General features: G+C 66.4%; 15 protein-coding genes. 13 read left to right on the forward strand and 2 right to left on the reverse strand.

The genetic code is table 11. From position 1 onward, the window contains the following. Positions 1-12: 12 nt before the first annotated feature. On the reverse strand, positions 13-936 hold the full coding sequence (locus tag AC3WLC_RS00910) for a hydroxymethylglutaryl-CoA lyase (RefSeq protein ID WP_493682070.1): 924 nt from the start codon (positions 934-936) through the stop codon (positions 13-15). 401 nt (positions 937-1,337) lie between these two features. Here AC3WLC_RS00910 and AC3WLC_RS00915 point away from each other — a divergent pair, with 401 nt between their 5' ends. Next, positions 1,338-2,729, forward strand: a complete 1,392-nt coding sequence (locus tag AC3WLC_RS00915) for an aminotransferase (protein ID WP_493682071.1) — start codon at positions 1,338-1,340, stop codon at positions 2,727-2,729. Positions 2,730-2,747: 18 nt separating this feature from the next. Here the strand turns inward: AC3WLC_RS00915 and AC3WLC_RS00920 are convergent, their stop codons facing one another. Further along, positions 2,748-3,074, reverse strand: coding sequence for a DUF3870 domain-containing protein (locus tag AC3WLC_RS00920; protein WP_152015148.1), 327 nt, complete (start codon positions 3,072-3,074; stop codon positions 2,748-2,750). Between the two features lie 286 nt (positions 3,075-3,360). Here AC3WLC_RS00920 and AC3WLC_RS00925 point away from each other — a divergent pair, with 286 nt between their 5' ends. From AC3WLC_RS00925 to AC3WLC_RS00980, 12 genes are all read left to right on the forward strand, one after another. Then, positions 3,361-4,416 carry an ABC transporter substrate-binding protein gene (locus AC3WLC_RS00925; protein WP_493682072.1) on the forward strand — a complete coding sequence of 352 codons (1,056 nt, stop codon included), beginning with the start codon at positions 3,361-3,363 and terminating at the stop codon, positions 4,414-4,416. Continuing rightward, positions 4,413-5,495, forward strand: coding sequence for an ABC transporter ATP-binding protein (locus tag AC3WLC_RS00930; protein ID WP_493682073.1), 1,083 nt, complete (start codon positions 4,413-4,415; stop codon positions 5,493-5,495). The genes AC3WLC_RS00925 and AC3WLC_RS00930 overlap by 4 nt, the downstream gene beginning before the upstream one ends. Before the next feature lie 10 nt (positions 5,496-5,505). Further along, positions 5,506-6,405, forward strand: a complete 900-nt coding sequence (locus tag AC3WLC_RS00935) for an ABC transporter permease (protein ID WP_493682074.1) — start codon at positions 5,506-5,508, stop codon at positions 6,403-6,405. Further along, on the forward strand, positions 6,405-7,226 hold the full coding sequence (locus tag AC3WLC_RS00940) for an ABC transporter permease (RefSeq protein ID WP_493682075.1): 822 nt from the start codon (positions 6,405-6,407) through the stop codon (positions 7,224-7,226). The genes AC3WLC_RS00935 and AC3WLC_RS00940 overlap by 1 nt, the downstream gene beginning before the upstream one ends. Further along, entirely contained in the window at positions 7,223-8,065 is an 843-nt protein-coding gene (locus AC3WLC_RS00945; protein ID WP_493682076.1) for an arginase family protein, read from the forward strand. The genes AC3WLC_RS00940 and AC3WLC_RS00945 overlap by 4 nt, the downstream gene beginning before the upstream one ends. Positions 8,066-8,268: 203 nt before the next feature. Next, the gene (locus tag AC3WLC_RS00950) at positions 8,269-9,294 is read left to right on the forward strand and encodes an ABC transporter substrate-binding protein (RefSeq protein WP_493682077.1); all 1,026 of its coding nucleotides are present in this window, start codon (positions 8,269-8,271) and stop codon (positions 9,292-9,294) included. A gap of 20 nt (positions 9,295-9,314) precedes the next feature. Beyond that, the gene (locus tag AC3WLC_RS00955) at positions 9,315-10,343 is read left to right on the forward strand and encodes a histone deacetylase family protein (protein ID WP_493682078.1); all 1,029 of its coding nucleotides are present in this window, start codon (positions 9,315-9,317) and stop codon (positions 10,341-10,343) included. Next, positions 10,340-11,401, forward strand: a complete 1,062-nt coding sequence (locus AC3WLC_RS00960) for a phosphotransferase (protein WP_493682079.1) — start codon at positions 10,340-10,342, stop codon at positions 11,399-11,401. Before AC3WLC_RS00955 ends, AC3WLC_RS00960 begins: the two co-directional genes overlap by 4 nt. 27 nt (positions 11,402-11,428) lie before the next feature. Next, positions 11,429-12,709: an aspartate aminotransferase family protein gene (locus tag AC3WLC_RS00965; RefSeq protein WP_493682080.1), complete on the forward strand. Its 1,281-nt coding sequence runs from the start codon at positions 11,429-11,431 to the stop codon at positions 12,707-12,709. A 209-nt stretch (positions 12,710-12,918) separates the two neighbouring features. Continuing rightward, positions 12,919-13,785 (forward strand): fumarylacetoacetate hydrolase family protein, encoded by an 867-nt coding sequence (locus AC3WLC_RS00970; protein ID WP_493682081.1) that lies wholly within the window; start codon positions 12,919-12,921, stop codon positions 13,783-13,785. Positions 13,786-13,788: 3 nt separating this feature from the next. Then, positions 13,789-14,592, forward strand: a complete 804-nt coding sequence (gene hpaH / locus AC3WLC_RS00975; RefSeq protein WP_493682082.1) for a 2-oxo-hept-4-ene-1,7-dioate hydratase — start codon at positions 13,789-13,791, stop codon at positions 14,590-14,592. Between the two features lie 169 nt (positions 14,593-14,761). Further along, positions 14,762-15,799 (forward strand): amino acid ABC transporter substrate-binding protein, encoded by a 1,038-nt coding sequence (locus tag AC3WLC_RS00980; protein ID WP_493682083.1) that lies wholly within the window; start codon positions 14,762-14,764, stop codon positions 15,797-15,799. The last annotated feature ends 19 nt before the right edge of the window (positions 15,800-15,818 follow it).

A 15,818-nucleotide genomic window follows, 5' to 3' on the forward strand; every position in this document is an offset into this window, starting at 1 on the left:
TCCTCTTTCGGATCAGGCGACGAGGCCGAGCCCGGAGCGGGCGACCATCGAATGGAGCTGGCGGCCGAGAACCTCCTCGCAGCGATGCGCGGTCTCGATAAGGGCGGTGAGGTCGAGGCCGGTCGGCACGCCCATCGCCTCGAACATGTTGACGAGATCCTCGGTCGCGACATTGCCGGTGAAGCCGCCGCCATAGACGAGCTGGGCCGGGTGGCCGCCGATGCCGCCGAAGGCGCTGTCGAAATTGCGGATGCCGGCCTCGTAAGCCGCGACGCAATTGGCGAGGCCGGTGCCGCGAGTGTTGTGGAAATGCGCGATCAGCGTCAGCTCGGGCACTGCTGCTACGACGGCCTGGAATAAGGCCTTGGTGGTGCGGGGCGCGGCGAGGCCGGTGGTGTCGCCGAGCGTGACGTGGCGGACGCCCAGGGCTGCGAACCTGGCGGCGTCGGCAATGACGGTCCCGGCATCCACGCGTCCTTCGAACGGGCAGCCGAAGGCGACCGAGATCGTGCCGATCAGGCGGAAGCGACCCTGCGCGGCGGCGACCATCGCCTCGACGTTGGCCCATTGGTCGGCCCGCGAGCTCTTCAGGTTGCGCTCGCTATGCGCCTCCGTCGCCGAGACCAGCAGGCTGATCTCGTTGGGCCCATAGCCGGCTTCAGAATCGGCGATGGCGCGGGCGACGGCGCGCGGATTGGGGCAGGTCGCCTTGTAGAAAACCCCGTCCTTGCGCCGGATGCCGGCGAGGACATCGCTGGCGTCGGCGAAGGCCCGCACGACCTTGGGGTTCGAATAGGAGGTCGCCTCGATCCGCTGGAAGCCGAGGGCGGTGAAGGCGTCGATCAGCGCGATCTTCTGACCGCTCGGCAGGAAGACGGGCTCATGCTGCAGCCCGTCGCGGGCAAAGCATTCGCAGATGACAACCGCATCGGTCATGGCGTCAGTCCAAAAAAAAACCGGCACACGGACGAGCGGGGTTTCCGCTCCTGCGTGTGCCGGTCCGATTTGCTGTGGTCCCGCTGCCTTGAAGGGCGTCGGGGCACAAATCTCCTAGCTGCTTTCAGGTCTATGCCCGTGTCCGGCGCGCCGTCAAGTGCCGAAATTCGGGACGTCTGTTGACGTGCAAGTGGCCGGTTCCTCCCTCACCGGAGCATGGCGGATGCGCGCCATCCGGTTTGACAACCACCATGCCCGCAGGCATTTTCGGCGCTGTCAGGCGATTGGCGATGGGCCGCTTCGACGGCTGCCCAGACAAGCGATCGAACCGGCTCTTCCCGAAATTTTGCGCGGATGCGAGGCGGTTTTCGGCTGCCTTGAGCCGGCATGCGAGGTGCGCCATGACCGCCAATTCCAATCACGCCAGAGACATCGCCTACCAGCTCCATCCGCAGACGAATTTCTCGCTGCACGAGAAGATCGGCCCGACGATCATCTCCCGCGGCGAGGGCTTCCACGTCTATGACGACGCCGGCAACCGCTATCTCGAAGCCATGGCCGGCCTGTGGTGCGCGGCGCTCGGCTTCAGCGAGAACCGGCTGGCGGAAGCCGCGGCCAAGCAGTTCGCGGCGCTGCCCTATTACCAGAACTTCGCGCACCGGACCTCCGAGCCGGCGATCGCACTGTCGGAGCGCCTGATCGAGATCGCGCCGGTGCCGATGTCGAAGGTGCTGTTCCAGAGCTCGGGCTCGGAAGCCAACGACACTGCGGTGAAGCTGGCCTGGTATTATTTCCACGCGATCGGCAAGCCGCAGAAGCGCAAGATCATCGCCCGCAAGCGCGCCTATCACGGCACCTCGATCGCCAGCGCCAGCCTGACCGGCCTGCCGCATATCCATCGCGACTTCAACCTGCCGCTCGACGGCTTCCTGCATGTCACCTGCCCGCATTTCTATCGGGAAGGGCTGCCGGGCGAGAGCGAGGACGCCTTTGCCGACCGCCTGGCCAAGGAGATCGAGGACCTGATCCTAGCGGAAGGGCCGGAGACGGTCGCCGCCTTCTTCGCCGAGCCGGTGATGGGCACCGGCGGCTGCGTCGTGCCGCCGAAGGGCTATTACGAGAAGGTTCAGGCGATCCTGCGGAAATACGAGGTCCTCTTCGTCGTCGACGAGGTCATCACCGGCTTCGGGCGCACCGGCAACTGGTGGGGCACGCAGACCTATGATCTCAAGCCCGATATGATCAGCAGCGCCAAGGCGCTGACCGCGGCCTATCAGCCGCTCTCGGCCTTGCTGCTGTCGGAGCCGATCTACCAGGCGATGAAGGAGCAGGGCGACAAGATCGGCGTCTTCGGCCATGGCTACACCTATGGCGGCCATCCGATCGCCTGTGCGGTCGGCCTGGAGGCGCTGACACTCTATGAGGAGCGCGGGCTGATCGCCGGCGCCCAGGTGCTGGGAGCCCAGCTGGAAGGGCGCCTCAAGGCGCTGCTGGATCATCCGCTGGTCGGCGAGGTCCGCGGCGTCGGGTTGATGTGGGGGATCGAGCTCGTCCGCTCCAAGGCGACGCGACAGGCTTTCGAGCCCTCGCTGAAGTTCGGCCTGGAGATCCAGCGTCTCGCCTTCGAGAACGGCCTGATCGTGCGGGCGCTCGGTGACACCCTGATCATGACGCCGCCGCTGATCATCACGCCGGAGGGCATCGACGATGCGGTCGACCGCTTCACCAAAGCGCTCGACCTCGGCCTCGACCTGCTGACGACGAAGGGCATCGTACTGGACAAGGCCGCCTGAGGGCGGCCGGGCCCAAGCTCAGCCGCGATTGTCGCGGATCTGGAAATAGCGCTGCACGGCGGCGCGCGTGGCGACGATCAGAGCCTCGCGCGACGGCGTGTGCACGGCCGTGGAGATCAGCCGCTCCAGCGGCGCCATGCCGTTGCTGACGTCGTAGCCGACGATCAGGCGCGAGTAGAACGAACGCGCCAGTTGCGTCACGAAGGTGGCGTCGACCGCCATGATGACGTTCGTCGCCGGGTCGATCTCGAGCACGACGCCGGCATGCTTGAACTCCTCGAACATGCTGGTGCCCTTGGGAGCGGCGGAGTAGCCGCTCACCAGAACGGTCTTGACGTCGGCCATGGCGATTCCCCGGTTCGTGCTTGCTTGGCCTGACGGCTCTCACACTCACCCACCAGCTGACAAGGGGTGAAACGACGTTCGCGAAGAGCCGGTTGACAGCGACGAAATTCCGGCGCGTACTAAATGGGCTAGGTGATTTGTGCTGGAGCCGCCCTCTTCGTTACGGGCCTCCAGGGGAACAATTCGAACCGGCGCTTTTTCTCCGAGCTCGCAAGGGCTGGGGCGAAAGCGCCGGTTTTTTTCGTTTCAGTCACCTCGGCGCAGAACAAAATCCGAGGGGTTAGACATGACCGACAGGACAGAGAGCGCAAGACGCCGGCAGATCGCCATCATCGTCGGCGCGGCGATTTCCGCCATGCTTCCGGCTGCTGCGAACGCCCAGGAGAGCGTGACCGTCGCCGGCTATGGCGGCGCGATGCGCAAGGGCTTCGATGCGGCGCTGGTCAATCCGGCGGCGCAGCAGGTCGGTGTGAAGATCCGCAGCGAGACGCATGGCGACCTGCCCTCGATCCGGGTGCAGGTCCAGTCGGGCGCACCGGCCTGGGACCTCGTGCATCTGGGGGGTGACGAATGCGCCCGCGGCGAGAGCGAGGGGCTGTTCGAGCCGCTCGACCTCTCGAAGTTCGACGATGCCGCGATCCCGGCCACGGCGCGCGGCAAGAGCTGGGTCGCGACCAATTACTATTCCGTGGTCATGGCCTGGCGCACCGACAAGGTGAAGCAGGCGCCGAAATCCTGGGCCGATTTCTGGGACGCCAAGGCCTTCCCGGGCCGCCGTGCCGTCGCCGGCCTCGCCCAGGAGACGCTGGAGATCGCGCTGCTCGCCGACGGGGTTGCCAAGGACAAGCTCTACCCGCTCGATGTCGAGCGCGCCATTGCCGCGATCAAGCGCCTCAAGCCGCAGATCGGCGTGTTCTGGACCACGGGCGCCCAGTCGACACAGCTGATCAAGGATGGTGAGGTCGACCTGATCGCGATCTATGGCAGCCGGGTCTCGCCGGTGATCGAGGACGGCAGTGCCGTCCAGTTCAGCTATGATCAGGGCCTGCTCGGCTATGGCTGCATCGCCGTGCCCAAGGGCGCCAAGAATGCCGCCAAGGCGAAGGCGCTCGCGCTGGCGATGGTCGCGCCGGAGATCCAGGCCAACATCATCGAGAAGATGGACAATTACGGCCCGGTCAACACCAAGGCCTATGAGGTCCGCAAGTTCACGCCGGAACAGCTCGCCAAGACCAATTCCTCGCCGCAGAACGCCAGCAAGCAGGTGCTGATCGATGCGGCCTGGTGGGCCAAGAACGGCGACAAGGCGGAAGAGGCCTTCAAGTCGGCGATCCTGCAATGAAGGTCCCGGTTTCGATCCGGGGGCTCTCGAAGAAGTTCGGGTCGTTCGAAGCCCTCAAGGACATCAATCTCGACATCGCGCCCGGCGAGTTCGTCACTCTGCTCGGCCCGTCCGGCTCGGGCAAGACGACGTTGCTGCAGGTCCTCGCCGGTTTCGTCACCCCGACCAGCGGCAGCATCCTGGTCGCGGGCGAGGAGTTGCTGACGAGGCCGCCGCACCAGCGCGAGATCGGCCTGGTCTTCCAGAACTATGCGCTGTTCCCGCACATGAACGTGTTCGAGAACGTCGCCTATCCGCTGAAGCTCCGCCGCCTCTCGCGGAACGAGATCGAGACCAGGGTGCGCGGCGCGCTCGACATGGTCAGGCTGAGCCAGTTCATCGATCGTCCCGTCGACAAGCTCTCGGGCGGGCAGAAGCAGCGCGTCGCCCTGGCGCGGGCCATCGTCTTCGAGCCGCGCATCCTGCTGATGGACGAATCGCTCTCGGCGCTCGACAAGAAATTGCGCGAGCAGATGCAGATCGAGCTGCGCCACCTGCATGAGCGCCTGCACACGACGACGGTGTTCGTGACGCATGACCAGCGCGAAGCGCTGACCATGTCGGACCGGATCGCGGTGATCAACAACGGCGCCCTGATCCAGTTCGACACGCCGCGGGTGATCTACGATCGGCCGAGGACACGCTTCGTCGCCGATTTCGTGGGGGAGACGACCTTCTTGCCGGTCGAACTCGGCAGCGGCGGCGCGAGTGTCTTCGGCACGCCTCTGCGCCTGCCCGATCATGCTGGAGTGTCGACCGCCAGCTCGCGCGAAAGCTGGCTGGCACTGCGCCCGGAAAAGCTCGCGATCGGCCCGGCCGCCGGTCCGGAGGCCGAGGTCAATTCGTTCTCCGCCGTGGCGCGCGAGACGATCTTCCAGGGCGACAGCCTGCTGGTGATCGCAGGCTTCCCTGACGGCCAGAACATCGCCGTGCGAGTGGTGCCGCAGGAGGCCAATCGCGGCCTCGTGCCGACGCCCGGCCAGCCGATCCACATCAACGTCCACCGCAATGACAGCATCCTGGTCAGCGGCGATGTCTGAGGCGCGGCCCATGACCGGCATGATCGCGGCGGCCGCGCCAGGCTGCACCGACGCGTCCTATTTCGCCCGCGCCGAGCGAAAGGAGGCCTGGTCCTTCGCGCTCCTCGCCGTGCCCGGGCTCATCGTCATCGGACTCCTGCTGATCGTCCCGGTCGGCTGGCTCTTCGTCCTTTCCTTCATCGGCAAGGATGGCGGCGTCTCGCTTGAGAACTACGCAAGGCTGGCGCAGCCAGTCTATGTCATCACCTTCGTGACGACCTTCCAGATCGCCGGGATCGTGACTGTAGGATCGATCCTGCTCGGCTATCCCGTCGCCTATCTGCTCTCGCAGCTCAGCCCGCGGGCGGCGGCGATCTGCATGATCTTCGTGATCCTGCCGTTCTGGACCTCGGTGCTGGTGCGCACCTATGCTTGGCTCGTGCTGCTGCAGCGGCGCGGCCTTGTGAACAACTGGCTGATCAGCCTCGGCATCATCAACGAGCCGATCCCGCTGGTGAACAACTTCATCGGCACCACGATCGGCATGCTGCACGTGCTGCTGCCCTTCATGATCCTGCCGCTCTATTCGAGCATGAAGACCATCGACACCGATTATCTTAAGGCGGCGTCGAGCTGCGGCGCCTCGCCGATGCGGGCCTTCTGGGACGTGTTCTTCCCGCTCAGCCGTCCCGGCCTCTTCGCCGGCACGGTGCTCGTCTTCATCCTGAGCCTCGGCTTCTACCTGACGCCGGCTCTGCTCGGCGGCGGGCGGGTCAGCATGTGGTCGATGCAGATCGCCACCAATGTCTCGACCTACAGCAACTGGGGCGCGGCCAGCGCACTCGGCGTGCTCTTGCTCGTCGTGACGATCGCCATCCTCGCCGCGCTGAACAAGGTGTTCCGCGTCGACAAGCTCTACGGGGGGCGTTGATGCTGACCGCCGCCGCCAGCGCTACGCAGATCCGGCACTATCAGAGGCTCTGGCTCTACGGCCTGTGCGCGCTGATCTTTACCTTCCTAATCGTGCCCTGCGTGCTGATCGTACCGATGTCGTTCTCGGCCTCGAACTATCTCGAGTTCCCGCCGCGGGCCTGGAGCCTGCGCTGGTATCGCGAGTTCTTCGACTCCGCCGAGTGGATGGATGCGCTCTGGCTCTCGCTCAGGGTCGCCGGACTGACCACGCTGATCGCGACGCCGATCGGCACCGCGGCGGCTTACGGCCTCTCGCAGATGCCGGAGCGATTGACCAAGCCGCTGCGCCTGTCCTTCCTGCTGCCGATGATCGTGCCGAATATCCTGGTCGCGATCGGCGTCTTCTTCGTCTTCGCCAAGCTCGGGCTCAACAACACGGTCACCGGCCTCGTGCTCGTCGGCATCATGCTGGCGCTGCCCTTCGTGCTGGTGACGGTATCGAGCGGGCTGCAATCCTTCGACGGCAATCTGGAGCGGGCGGCGCGCAGCCTCGGCGCCACCAGGCTGAAGGCGTTCCTCACGGTGACCGTGCCGCAGATCAAGAGCTCGATCGCGGCCGGAGCGCTCTTCGCCTTCGTCGCCGCCTTCGACGAGGTGGTGATCGCCCTCTACATCTCCAGCGGTGAGAACTCGACCTTGCCGCGCCGGATGTTCGCCAACATCCGCGATCAGGTCGACCCGCTGGTCGCGGCGGTCTCCTCGGTGCTGGTCGTCGCCTCGATCGTGCTGCTGCTCATCGTCCAGATCGCGAAGCGGCCGGAGAAAGGAGCATCACGATGACTGCGAGATCCGTTTCGAAGCGTGATGACAGGGACGCGGCAGAGCTGGACTCGCTCTGCCAATATGCGATCCAGGGCGTGCACGAGGCCTCCTATCTGGAGTTCCTGCGTTTCGCGCCATTGGAGAAGCCGGGCGCCGAGATCAGGGCGACGCTGCATCCGGGCTGCGACAGGATGCGCCTGCCCACGCATATCGAGGCGCGGGCAGGCTTCTATCTCGCGGATGCGCTGACGGCGGTCTCGCCCTCGACCTGGCCGGACGCCTTCAGTGATGCGCGGAACGTCATGGCCGGCGTCTTGCGCATCGCGGCGGGCGAGCGGCAGGTCGTCACCCGCTGTGCCGGCAGCGGGCGCCATGCCTATGCCGGGCGTGCGGCACATGGCTGTCACCTCAATCATGCGGCGATCGCGGCGTCCTATCTGCGCGAGAGCCTGCCGCGCATCGCGGTGCTCAGCCTCGGCGAGCACCATGCCAGCGGAACCCAGTCGATCTTCCTGTCGCGTTCCGACGTGCTCTGCCTGTCGATCCATGGCGACCCGGCCCAGCGCTATCCCTTCTACACCGGCTATGCCGACGAGCATGGCAGCGACGATGCTGCAGGTGCCAACCTCAATCTCGTCCTCGGTGCCGAGGCCGATGAGAAGACGGTCGATGCGGCGCTCGCCGAAGCTTGCGAGGCGATCAGACGCTTCTCGCCCGGCGCGGTCGTGGTCGATATCGAAGCCGGGCTGACGGCGCCGTTCGACCGCCTCGCTTTGTCGGGGCCGGCAGCCGCGGCGCGCAAGCTTTCCGGCGCCCTGAATTGTCCGGTCATGGTGATCGCATGTGAGACCAGCTAGCCGGCCGCGCGCCCTTGCCTAGGGCGCCTGGCCGGACCCGCTTTTTCATCGACGTCGCAAGGCATTTCGCGGTGTCCCTCCCGCAAGGACGGACACGGAGAAGCGGATGAACCGGCGCCGGCATGCGGACACCCCGTCCGCGTGCGCGGCGCCGTTTTCACATGGGGAGGAGAGACATGACACAGTTTTCATCGGGTATGACGATGTCGCGTTTCACGTTCGCGGCCGCCGTGCTGATCGGCTCGGCGCAGATCGCAACGGCGCAGGATTCGGTCACCTTCGCCGGATTCGGCGGGCAATATCAGGGCAGCGTCCGGAAGGCGTTGTTCGACCCGGCCGGCAAGAATCTGGGTGTCCGCGTGCGCGAGGAGAGCCATAGCGGGCTCGCCAGTGTTCGCGTGCAGGTCCAGTCCGGCAAGCCCGGCTGGGACATCGTCCAGCTTGGCGAGGCCGATTGCGCCCGCGGCCAGAGCGAAGGGCTGTTTGAGCCGCTCGACTATTCGAAGATCGACACGGCCGGCATCGCGCCGCTGGCGCGCGGAACGGCCTATATCGGCAGCAATTACGTCTCGACCGTGCTGGCCTGGCAGAAGGACAAGTACAAGGACAAGCCGCCACGCAACTGGAAGGATTTCTGGGATCCCAAGGCGTTCCCGGGCCGGCGGGCCATGCATATCTATCCGCAGGAGAGCATGGAGATCGCGCTCCTCGCCGACGGTGTCGACAAGGACAAGCTCTACCCGCTCGACGCCGACCGCGCCTTGGCCTCGATGGCCAAGCTGAAGCCCTCGATCGACGTGTTCTGGCAATCGGGCGCCCAGGCCGCGCAGCTGCTGAAGGATGGCGAGGTCGACATGATGGTGATCTGGGGCAGCCGGGTCGCCAGCGTGCTGGCCGACGGCGCTCCGGTCGACTTCAGCTATGACCAGGCCCTGCTCGGCTTCGGCTGCTTCGGCATCCCCAAAGGCGCCGCCAATGCCGCCGCCGCCCAGCGCATGATCGCGCAGATGGTCACGCCCGAGATCCAGGCCAACATCCCCGATCTGCTGCCCTATTACGGGCCGATCAACGAGCGTGCCTTCGCGGTCAAGCAGTTCTCGGCCGAAGCGCTGGCGAAGGCCAATTCCTCGCCGCAGAACAAGGATCGCCAGGCACCGCTCCAGCCCGCCTGGTGGGCGGACAACATCGCCCGTGTGCAGGAGCGCTACCAGGCGCTGATCGCGAAGTGAGCCTTTGAGGACTGCCTGAGATGAAGACGATCTTCCATCCCGACCAGTACGGTCATCATGTCCGCACCCGGCTCTCGGGCGGTGCGCTCACCACGGCGCTGGAGGTGCCGGACCGGGTTCGCGTCCTGCTCGCGGCGGCCGAAGGCTGCACCGAGGCGGTGGTCGCGCCTGGGGCGGCTGACTTGGCGCTGATCCGGCGCGTCCATGACGCCGATTATCTCGCCTTCCTCGAAACCGGCTTCGCCGCCTGGAAGCAGCGTTTCCCGGCGAGCGAGGAGTTGCGGCCGAGCCTGCATCCCAACGCCTATATGCGGCGGCTGCCGCAGGACCTGCTCGGGCGAGCCGGCTACTACATCGCCGATGCGGCGAGCGTGCTGCTGGCCGACAGCTGGCAGGCGATCCTCGCCAGCGGCGCGACCGCGATCGATGCGACGGCGCGAGTCCTGAACGGCGAGCGGGCGGCCTATGCGCTGTGCCGGCCGCCGGGGCATCACGCCTATCGCGACCAGGCCTGCGGCTACTGCTTCCTGAACAACACCGCGCTGGCGGCGACATTGGCGCGCGATCACGCCTCGCGCGTCACCATCCTCGATGTCGACGTGCATCACGGCAACGGCACGCAGCAGCTGTTCTATGACCGGGCCGACGTCCAGACCATCTCGGTCCATGCCGATCCGGCGACTGTCTATCCGTTCTATGCCGGCTACGCCGACGAGATCGGAGCAGGCGCGGGCGAGGGCTTCAACATCAACCTGCCGGTTCCCGAGCGGGCGGACGACGAGGTCTATCTTGCCGCTGTCCGGCAGGCGGTCGAGCAGGCGAAGGTTTTCTCGCCCGATGTCCTAGTGATCGCGCTCGGCCTCGATCCCTCGGTAGCCGACCCCTTCGCCTGTACGGCCGTTACGACGGAGGGGTTCAGGCGCATGGGCGAAAGCCTGGCCAGCTTGCGGCGCCCGACCGTGATCATCCAGGAGGGCGGCTATCCCTCGCCAGTGCTGGGCGACAATCTCGCGGCCTTCCTGACCGGCTTCCAGGAGGCGATGGCGTGAGCGGGCTTGCTGCGGCTACGCTGGACGATGCGCTGATGGCGCCGCTGCCCCAGTTCGCCGGTGACGAGCTGGCCGGGATGCTGCGCGAGCATTTCGGCATCAGCGGCTCGTTTACGCGGATCAGCGGCGAGCGCGATCTCAACCTCCATGTCGCCGGTGCGGATGGCCGAGACTTCGTGTTCAAGGTCTGCGGCGATTCCGACAGCGCGGAGGAGCTCGCCTTCCAGAACGCGGCACTCACCCATCTGGCACGGACCGATCCGGCCCTGCCGGTGCCGCGCGTGGTCGCCGCACGTGATGGCAGCACCATCGTCGCGCATGAAAGCGGCGGCCAGCGCTATCTGCTGCGCGTCCTGACCTATCTGCCGGGCGAGCCCGCGCTCGGCAGCACGTTCTCACGGGCCCAGCGCGTCGAGATCGGCATGCTGGCGGCGCGGCTTGATCGCGCGCTGGCCGATTTCGAGCATCCCGGCGCGAACCGGGCCTTCATCTGGGACCTCGTCCACTTCGCCAGTCTGCGCGAGAAGGTCACGTTTCTCGATACCGACCAGCGCAAGGCTCTGGCGGGGCGCGTGCTCGACCGCTTCGCCGAGCGCGTCGCGCCGCTTCTGCCGGCGCTGCCCCGGCAGGTCATCCACAACGACCTCAATCAGAACAATCTGCTGCTGCGGCCGCAGGACGGTTCGGTCTCCGGGATCATCGATTTCGGCGACATGATCAGGACGATCCGCGTCGCCGAGGTCGCGATCGCGGCCGCGCATCTCATCTATCGCGAGGCCGAGCCGCTGAGCGCGATGGCGCAGGTGGTGAAGGGCTATGCTCGGGTCGTGCCGCTGGAGGCCAACGAGGTCGCAGTGCTGCCGGTCCTGATTCAGGCGCGGCTCGCGACCCGCGAGCTCATCGTCTCCTGGCGTCGCCAGGTCAACCCCGCCGCGACCACCTCCTATCGCGACGATGTCAGCCGCTTCGGCTGGGAAGCGCTCGCCCGCTGCGACGCACTCTCCCCGACCAAACTCCACGCTCGCCTCGCCGAGGCCGCGGGCCTCGGCACTCATTGACATTCTCCCCCCGGAAAGAAGCCCACCATGTACGACACGCTGATGGAACGCCGCGCCCGCCTGCTCGGGCCGATGTACAAGCAATTCTACCAGGCTCCGTTCGCCCCTGTCCGCGGCGAGGGCGTCTGGGTGACCGATCAGGGCGGCAAGCGCTATCTCGACGCCTACAATAACGTCCCGCATGTCGGCCATTGCCATCCGCGCGTGGTCGAGGCGGCGAGCCGCCAGCTCGCGACCTTCAACTCCAACACCCGCTATCCCAGCGAGCTGATCGTCGACTATGCCGAGCGCCTTGCCGAAACCATGCCGGACCCGCTCAAGGTCTGCATGTTCGTCTGCTCGGGGACGGAGGCGAACGAGCTCGCCTGGCGGATCGCGATGGCCAATTCCGGCGGCAGCGGCGCGCTGATCACCCGTTCGGCCTTCCATGGCAATTCGACGATCATCGGCGCGCTCGATTCCTCGACGATTCCCGCCGAGCGCCAGCAAAGCTGGGTCGCGACCGTGCCGGCGCCCGAGCATCGCGGTGTTGGCGACAAGACGCCGAAGCTGACGGCCTCGGACTATGCCGAGCAGTATCGCAGGGCGATCGCCGGCCTCGCCGAGCGCGGGCACCGGCCAGCGGCGCTCTTGGCCTGTCCGGTCTTCGCCAGCGACGGCCTCTACAGCCCGCCGGCCGGCTATCTCGACGAGGCGATCGCCGAGGTTCGCAAATCCGGCGCGCTGATCATCGCCGACGAGGTCCAGTCGGCGCTCGGTCGGACGGGCACGCATTTCTGGGGCTTCCAGCATGCGGGGATCACGCCTGACATCGTCACCATGGCCAAGCCGATGGGCAACGGCCTGCCGCTCGCCGTCGTCATCACCCGCCGTGAACTGGTCGAAGGCTTCCTCAAGACGGAGCGCTATTTCAACACCTTCGGCGGCAATCAGGTCGTCGCTGCGGCAGGCATCGCTGTGCTCGACGTGTTGCGCGATGAGGGCTTGCAGGGGAACGCGCTGCAGATTGGCGCCTATCTGCGAGGCCGGCTCGCCGAGCTGATGGAGACGGATGAGCGCGTCGGCGATGTCCGCGGCACCGGCCTGTTCGCTGGGGTCGAGATCGTCAGGGATCGTGCGAGCCAGGCAGCGGCTCCGGAGATGGCGCGTGCGCTGATCGAGGGGCTGATGCAGCGCGGCGTCCTTGTCGGCATCACCGGCGGCGGCCGCAACCTGCTCAAGATCCGCCCGCCGATGGTCTTTTCGAAGGAGAATGCCGACCAGCTGGTCGAGACTCTCAAGCAGACTTTGGCCGCGACGCCGCGCTAGCTGATCGGTCCTCGTTTTCGAGGGGCGATAAGGCCGCGGGTCGAGCGCCATTGCGGGTTGACAGTGCGCGTCGGAAATTGCTTAACATGATAATTAGATGATGGGAACGTAACGCTTCCGGGCTCCCGTTCGGCAGGCTCCGAGGGGCCGGGCAGCGCATGCCCGGCCTTGTCAGCCCATCGTCTTCGTCATTCATGAGGAAGCGATTCTTGACCGCGAAATTCGTTAGTTTTGCCCATGGCGACGAGACGCGTTACGGCCTTGTCGTCGGTGCCGGCGTCGTCGATCTGTCCGCCCGGCACGGGGCGCAATGGCCGACGCTGCAGCATGTCCTCGCCGACCGGGCTTTCGCGGCCCTGGCGGAGAAGGGCGCGGCGCTGGCGCCCGATCTCCCGCTCGAAGGGCTCCGCTACGAGATCCCCTCGCTCACGCCCGAGAAGATCATCTGCGTCGGCGTGAACTTCCCCGACCGAAATGCCGAGTACAAGGACGGGCAGGAGGCTCCGCCCAATCCCTCGCTGTTCCCACGTTTCCTGCGCTCCTTCACCGCGCACGAGCAGCCGTTGGTCCGGCCGCCGGAGAGCGTGCAGCTCGACTATGAAGGCGAGATCGCGATCGTGATCGGCAAGGCGGGGCGCCGCATCGCCGAGCGCGATGCCCTCGATCACATCGCGGCGCTGACCCTGTCGAACGAGGGGACGATCCGCGACTGGGTGCGTCACGCCAAGTTCAACGTCACGCAGGGCAAGAACTTCGACCGTTCCGGCTCGCTCGGCCCCTGGCTGATACCCTTCACCGGAGAGGCTCAGATCGGCGACATCGCGCTGGAGACCCGGGTCAATGGCGAGCTGCGCCAGAGCGACCGGACCAGCCGCATGATCTTCTCGTTCCGGAAGATCATCAGCTACATCTCGACCTTCACCACGCTCGTCCCTGGCGACATCCTGATCACCGGCACGCCGACCGGCGCCGGCGCCCGCTTCGACCCGCCGATCTGGCTGAAGCCCGGCGATGTCGTCGAGGTCGAGGCCGAGGGAATCGGCCTGCTGCGCAACACCATCGCAGACGAGGCCTGAACGATGCTGTCCTCCGAAGAGATCTCTGCCGCCGCCCTCAGCCTCGACGAGGCCGAGCGGACCCGCCAGCAGACAGGGCTGATGTCGCTGCGCTTTCCGCAGATGTCGATGGACGACGCCTATGCGGTCCAGGGCGCCTGGGTCGAGCGCAAGCGTGCCGCTGGTCGCCGCGTCATCGGCTGGAAGATCGGGCTGACCTCGAAGGCCATGCAGTATGCGCTGAACATCGACACGCCCGATTCCGGCGTGCTGTTCGACGACATGCGCTTCGAGGATGGCTGCCGCATCCCGAAGGACCGCTTCATCCAGCCACGCATCGAGGCCGAGATCGCCTTCGTGATGAAGGCGGGCCTGGCGGGGCCGGACGTCACCGTCTTCGACGTGCTGAACGCGACCGACTATGTCGTGCCGGCGCTCGAGATCCTCGACACCCGCATCCTGCGCGTCGATCCGCAGACGAAGCAGGCCCGCGCCATCGTCGACACCATCTCCGACAACGCCGCCAATGCCGGCATCGTCACCGGCGGGCGGGCCATGCGCCCGGACCAGGTCGACCTGCGCTGGGTCGGGGCGATCGTGTCGCGCAATGGCGAGGTCGAGGAGACCGGCCTCGGCGCCGGCGTGCTGAACCATCCGGCGCGCGGCATCGCCTGGCTGGCTAACCGGCTCGCAAGCTATGGCGGACGGATCGAGGCGGGGCAGATCGTGCTCGCCGGCTCCTTCATCCGCCCGGTCGAGGCCCGGCACGGCGACACCATCATCGGCGATTACGGCCCGCTCGGGACGGTAAGCTGCTTCTTCGAGTGAGGCGCCCAGGCGGGCGTCGTTCCGGCCAGGCGCCGGAGGCGCGACCTTCTGTCCCGCCACCGTGTTGCGCCAGATAATTAACTTGATAATTAACATGTTACGTGTTGTCTGGCAGGCAGCGGGCACAACGCTACGCGCCCGTCTCACGACAGGCATTGGGGAGGGCTGAATGCTCGGATATCTGCGCAATACAGGGGCACTGGCCGCGGGCTTCCTGATGCTCGCCGCGACGGCGGCCTCGGCCGAAAGCGGGGCGACCCAGAAGGCGATCGCGGGACGCGGCGCCCTCAATTGCGGCGTCTCCAGCGGCGTCCAGACCGGCATGAGCACGCTCGACAGCAACGCCAAATGGTCGGGCTTCGAGGTCGATTTCTGCCGGGCGGTCGCGGCCGCCACCCTCGGCGACGCCGACAAGATCAAGTTCGTGCCGCTCGAGATCAAGACGGCCTTCGCGACGCTGCAATCGGGCGGCATCGACCTGCTCGCCCGCACCGCGACGCACACCTTCATCCGCGACATCGAGCTCAACGTCGAATGGCCGGGCGTCTATCTCTATGACAGCCAGGGCTTCCTGGCGAAGAAGTCGCTGGGCGTGAAGAGCGCCAAGGAGCTCGAGGGCGCCTCGATCTGCGTCTCGGCCGGCTCGAACTACGAGCTCAACCTCGCCGACTTCTTCCGCAAGAACAGCATGAAGTTCACGCCCGTCGCGGCGAACACCCGCGACCAGAACGAGAAGAACCTCGCCTCGGGCCGCTGCGACGTCTACGCCAATGTGCTGAGCGCGCTCGCTGGCGCGGTCTCGAAGCTCGGCAAGCCCGACGATTGGGTCGTGCTGCCGGAGCTGATCTCGATGGAGCCGATCGGCCCGGTGGTGCGCAAGGACGACAGCCGCTTCCGCGACATCGTCGCCTGGACGCTGAACGCGCTGATCGCCGCCGAGGAGCTCGGGATCACCCAGGCCAATGTCGAGCAGATGAAGGCGAGCTCGACCTCGCCGGAAGTGCAGCGCCTGCTCGGGGCGACCGGTGAATTCGGGGCCAAGCTCGGCCTCGACAACGCCTGGGCCCTCAACGCGATCAAGGCGGTCGGCAATTATGGCGAGATGTTCGAGCGCAATCTCGGCGCCAAGAGCCCGATCAAGCTCGAGCGCGGCCTCAACAATCTCTGGAACAACAAGGGCCTGATGTCGGCGCCGCTGCTGCGCTGAGACAGGACAGCCGAGGCCG

The sequence above is a fragment of the Allobosea sp. GW821-FHT03A12 genome, assembly GCF_058986765.1.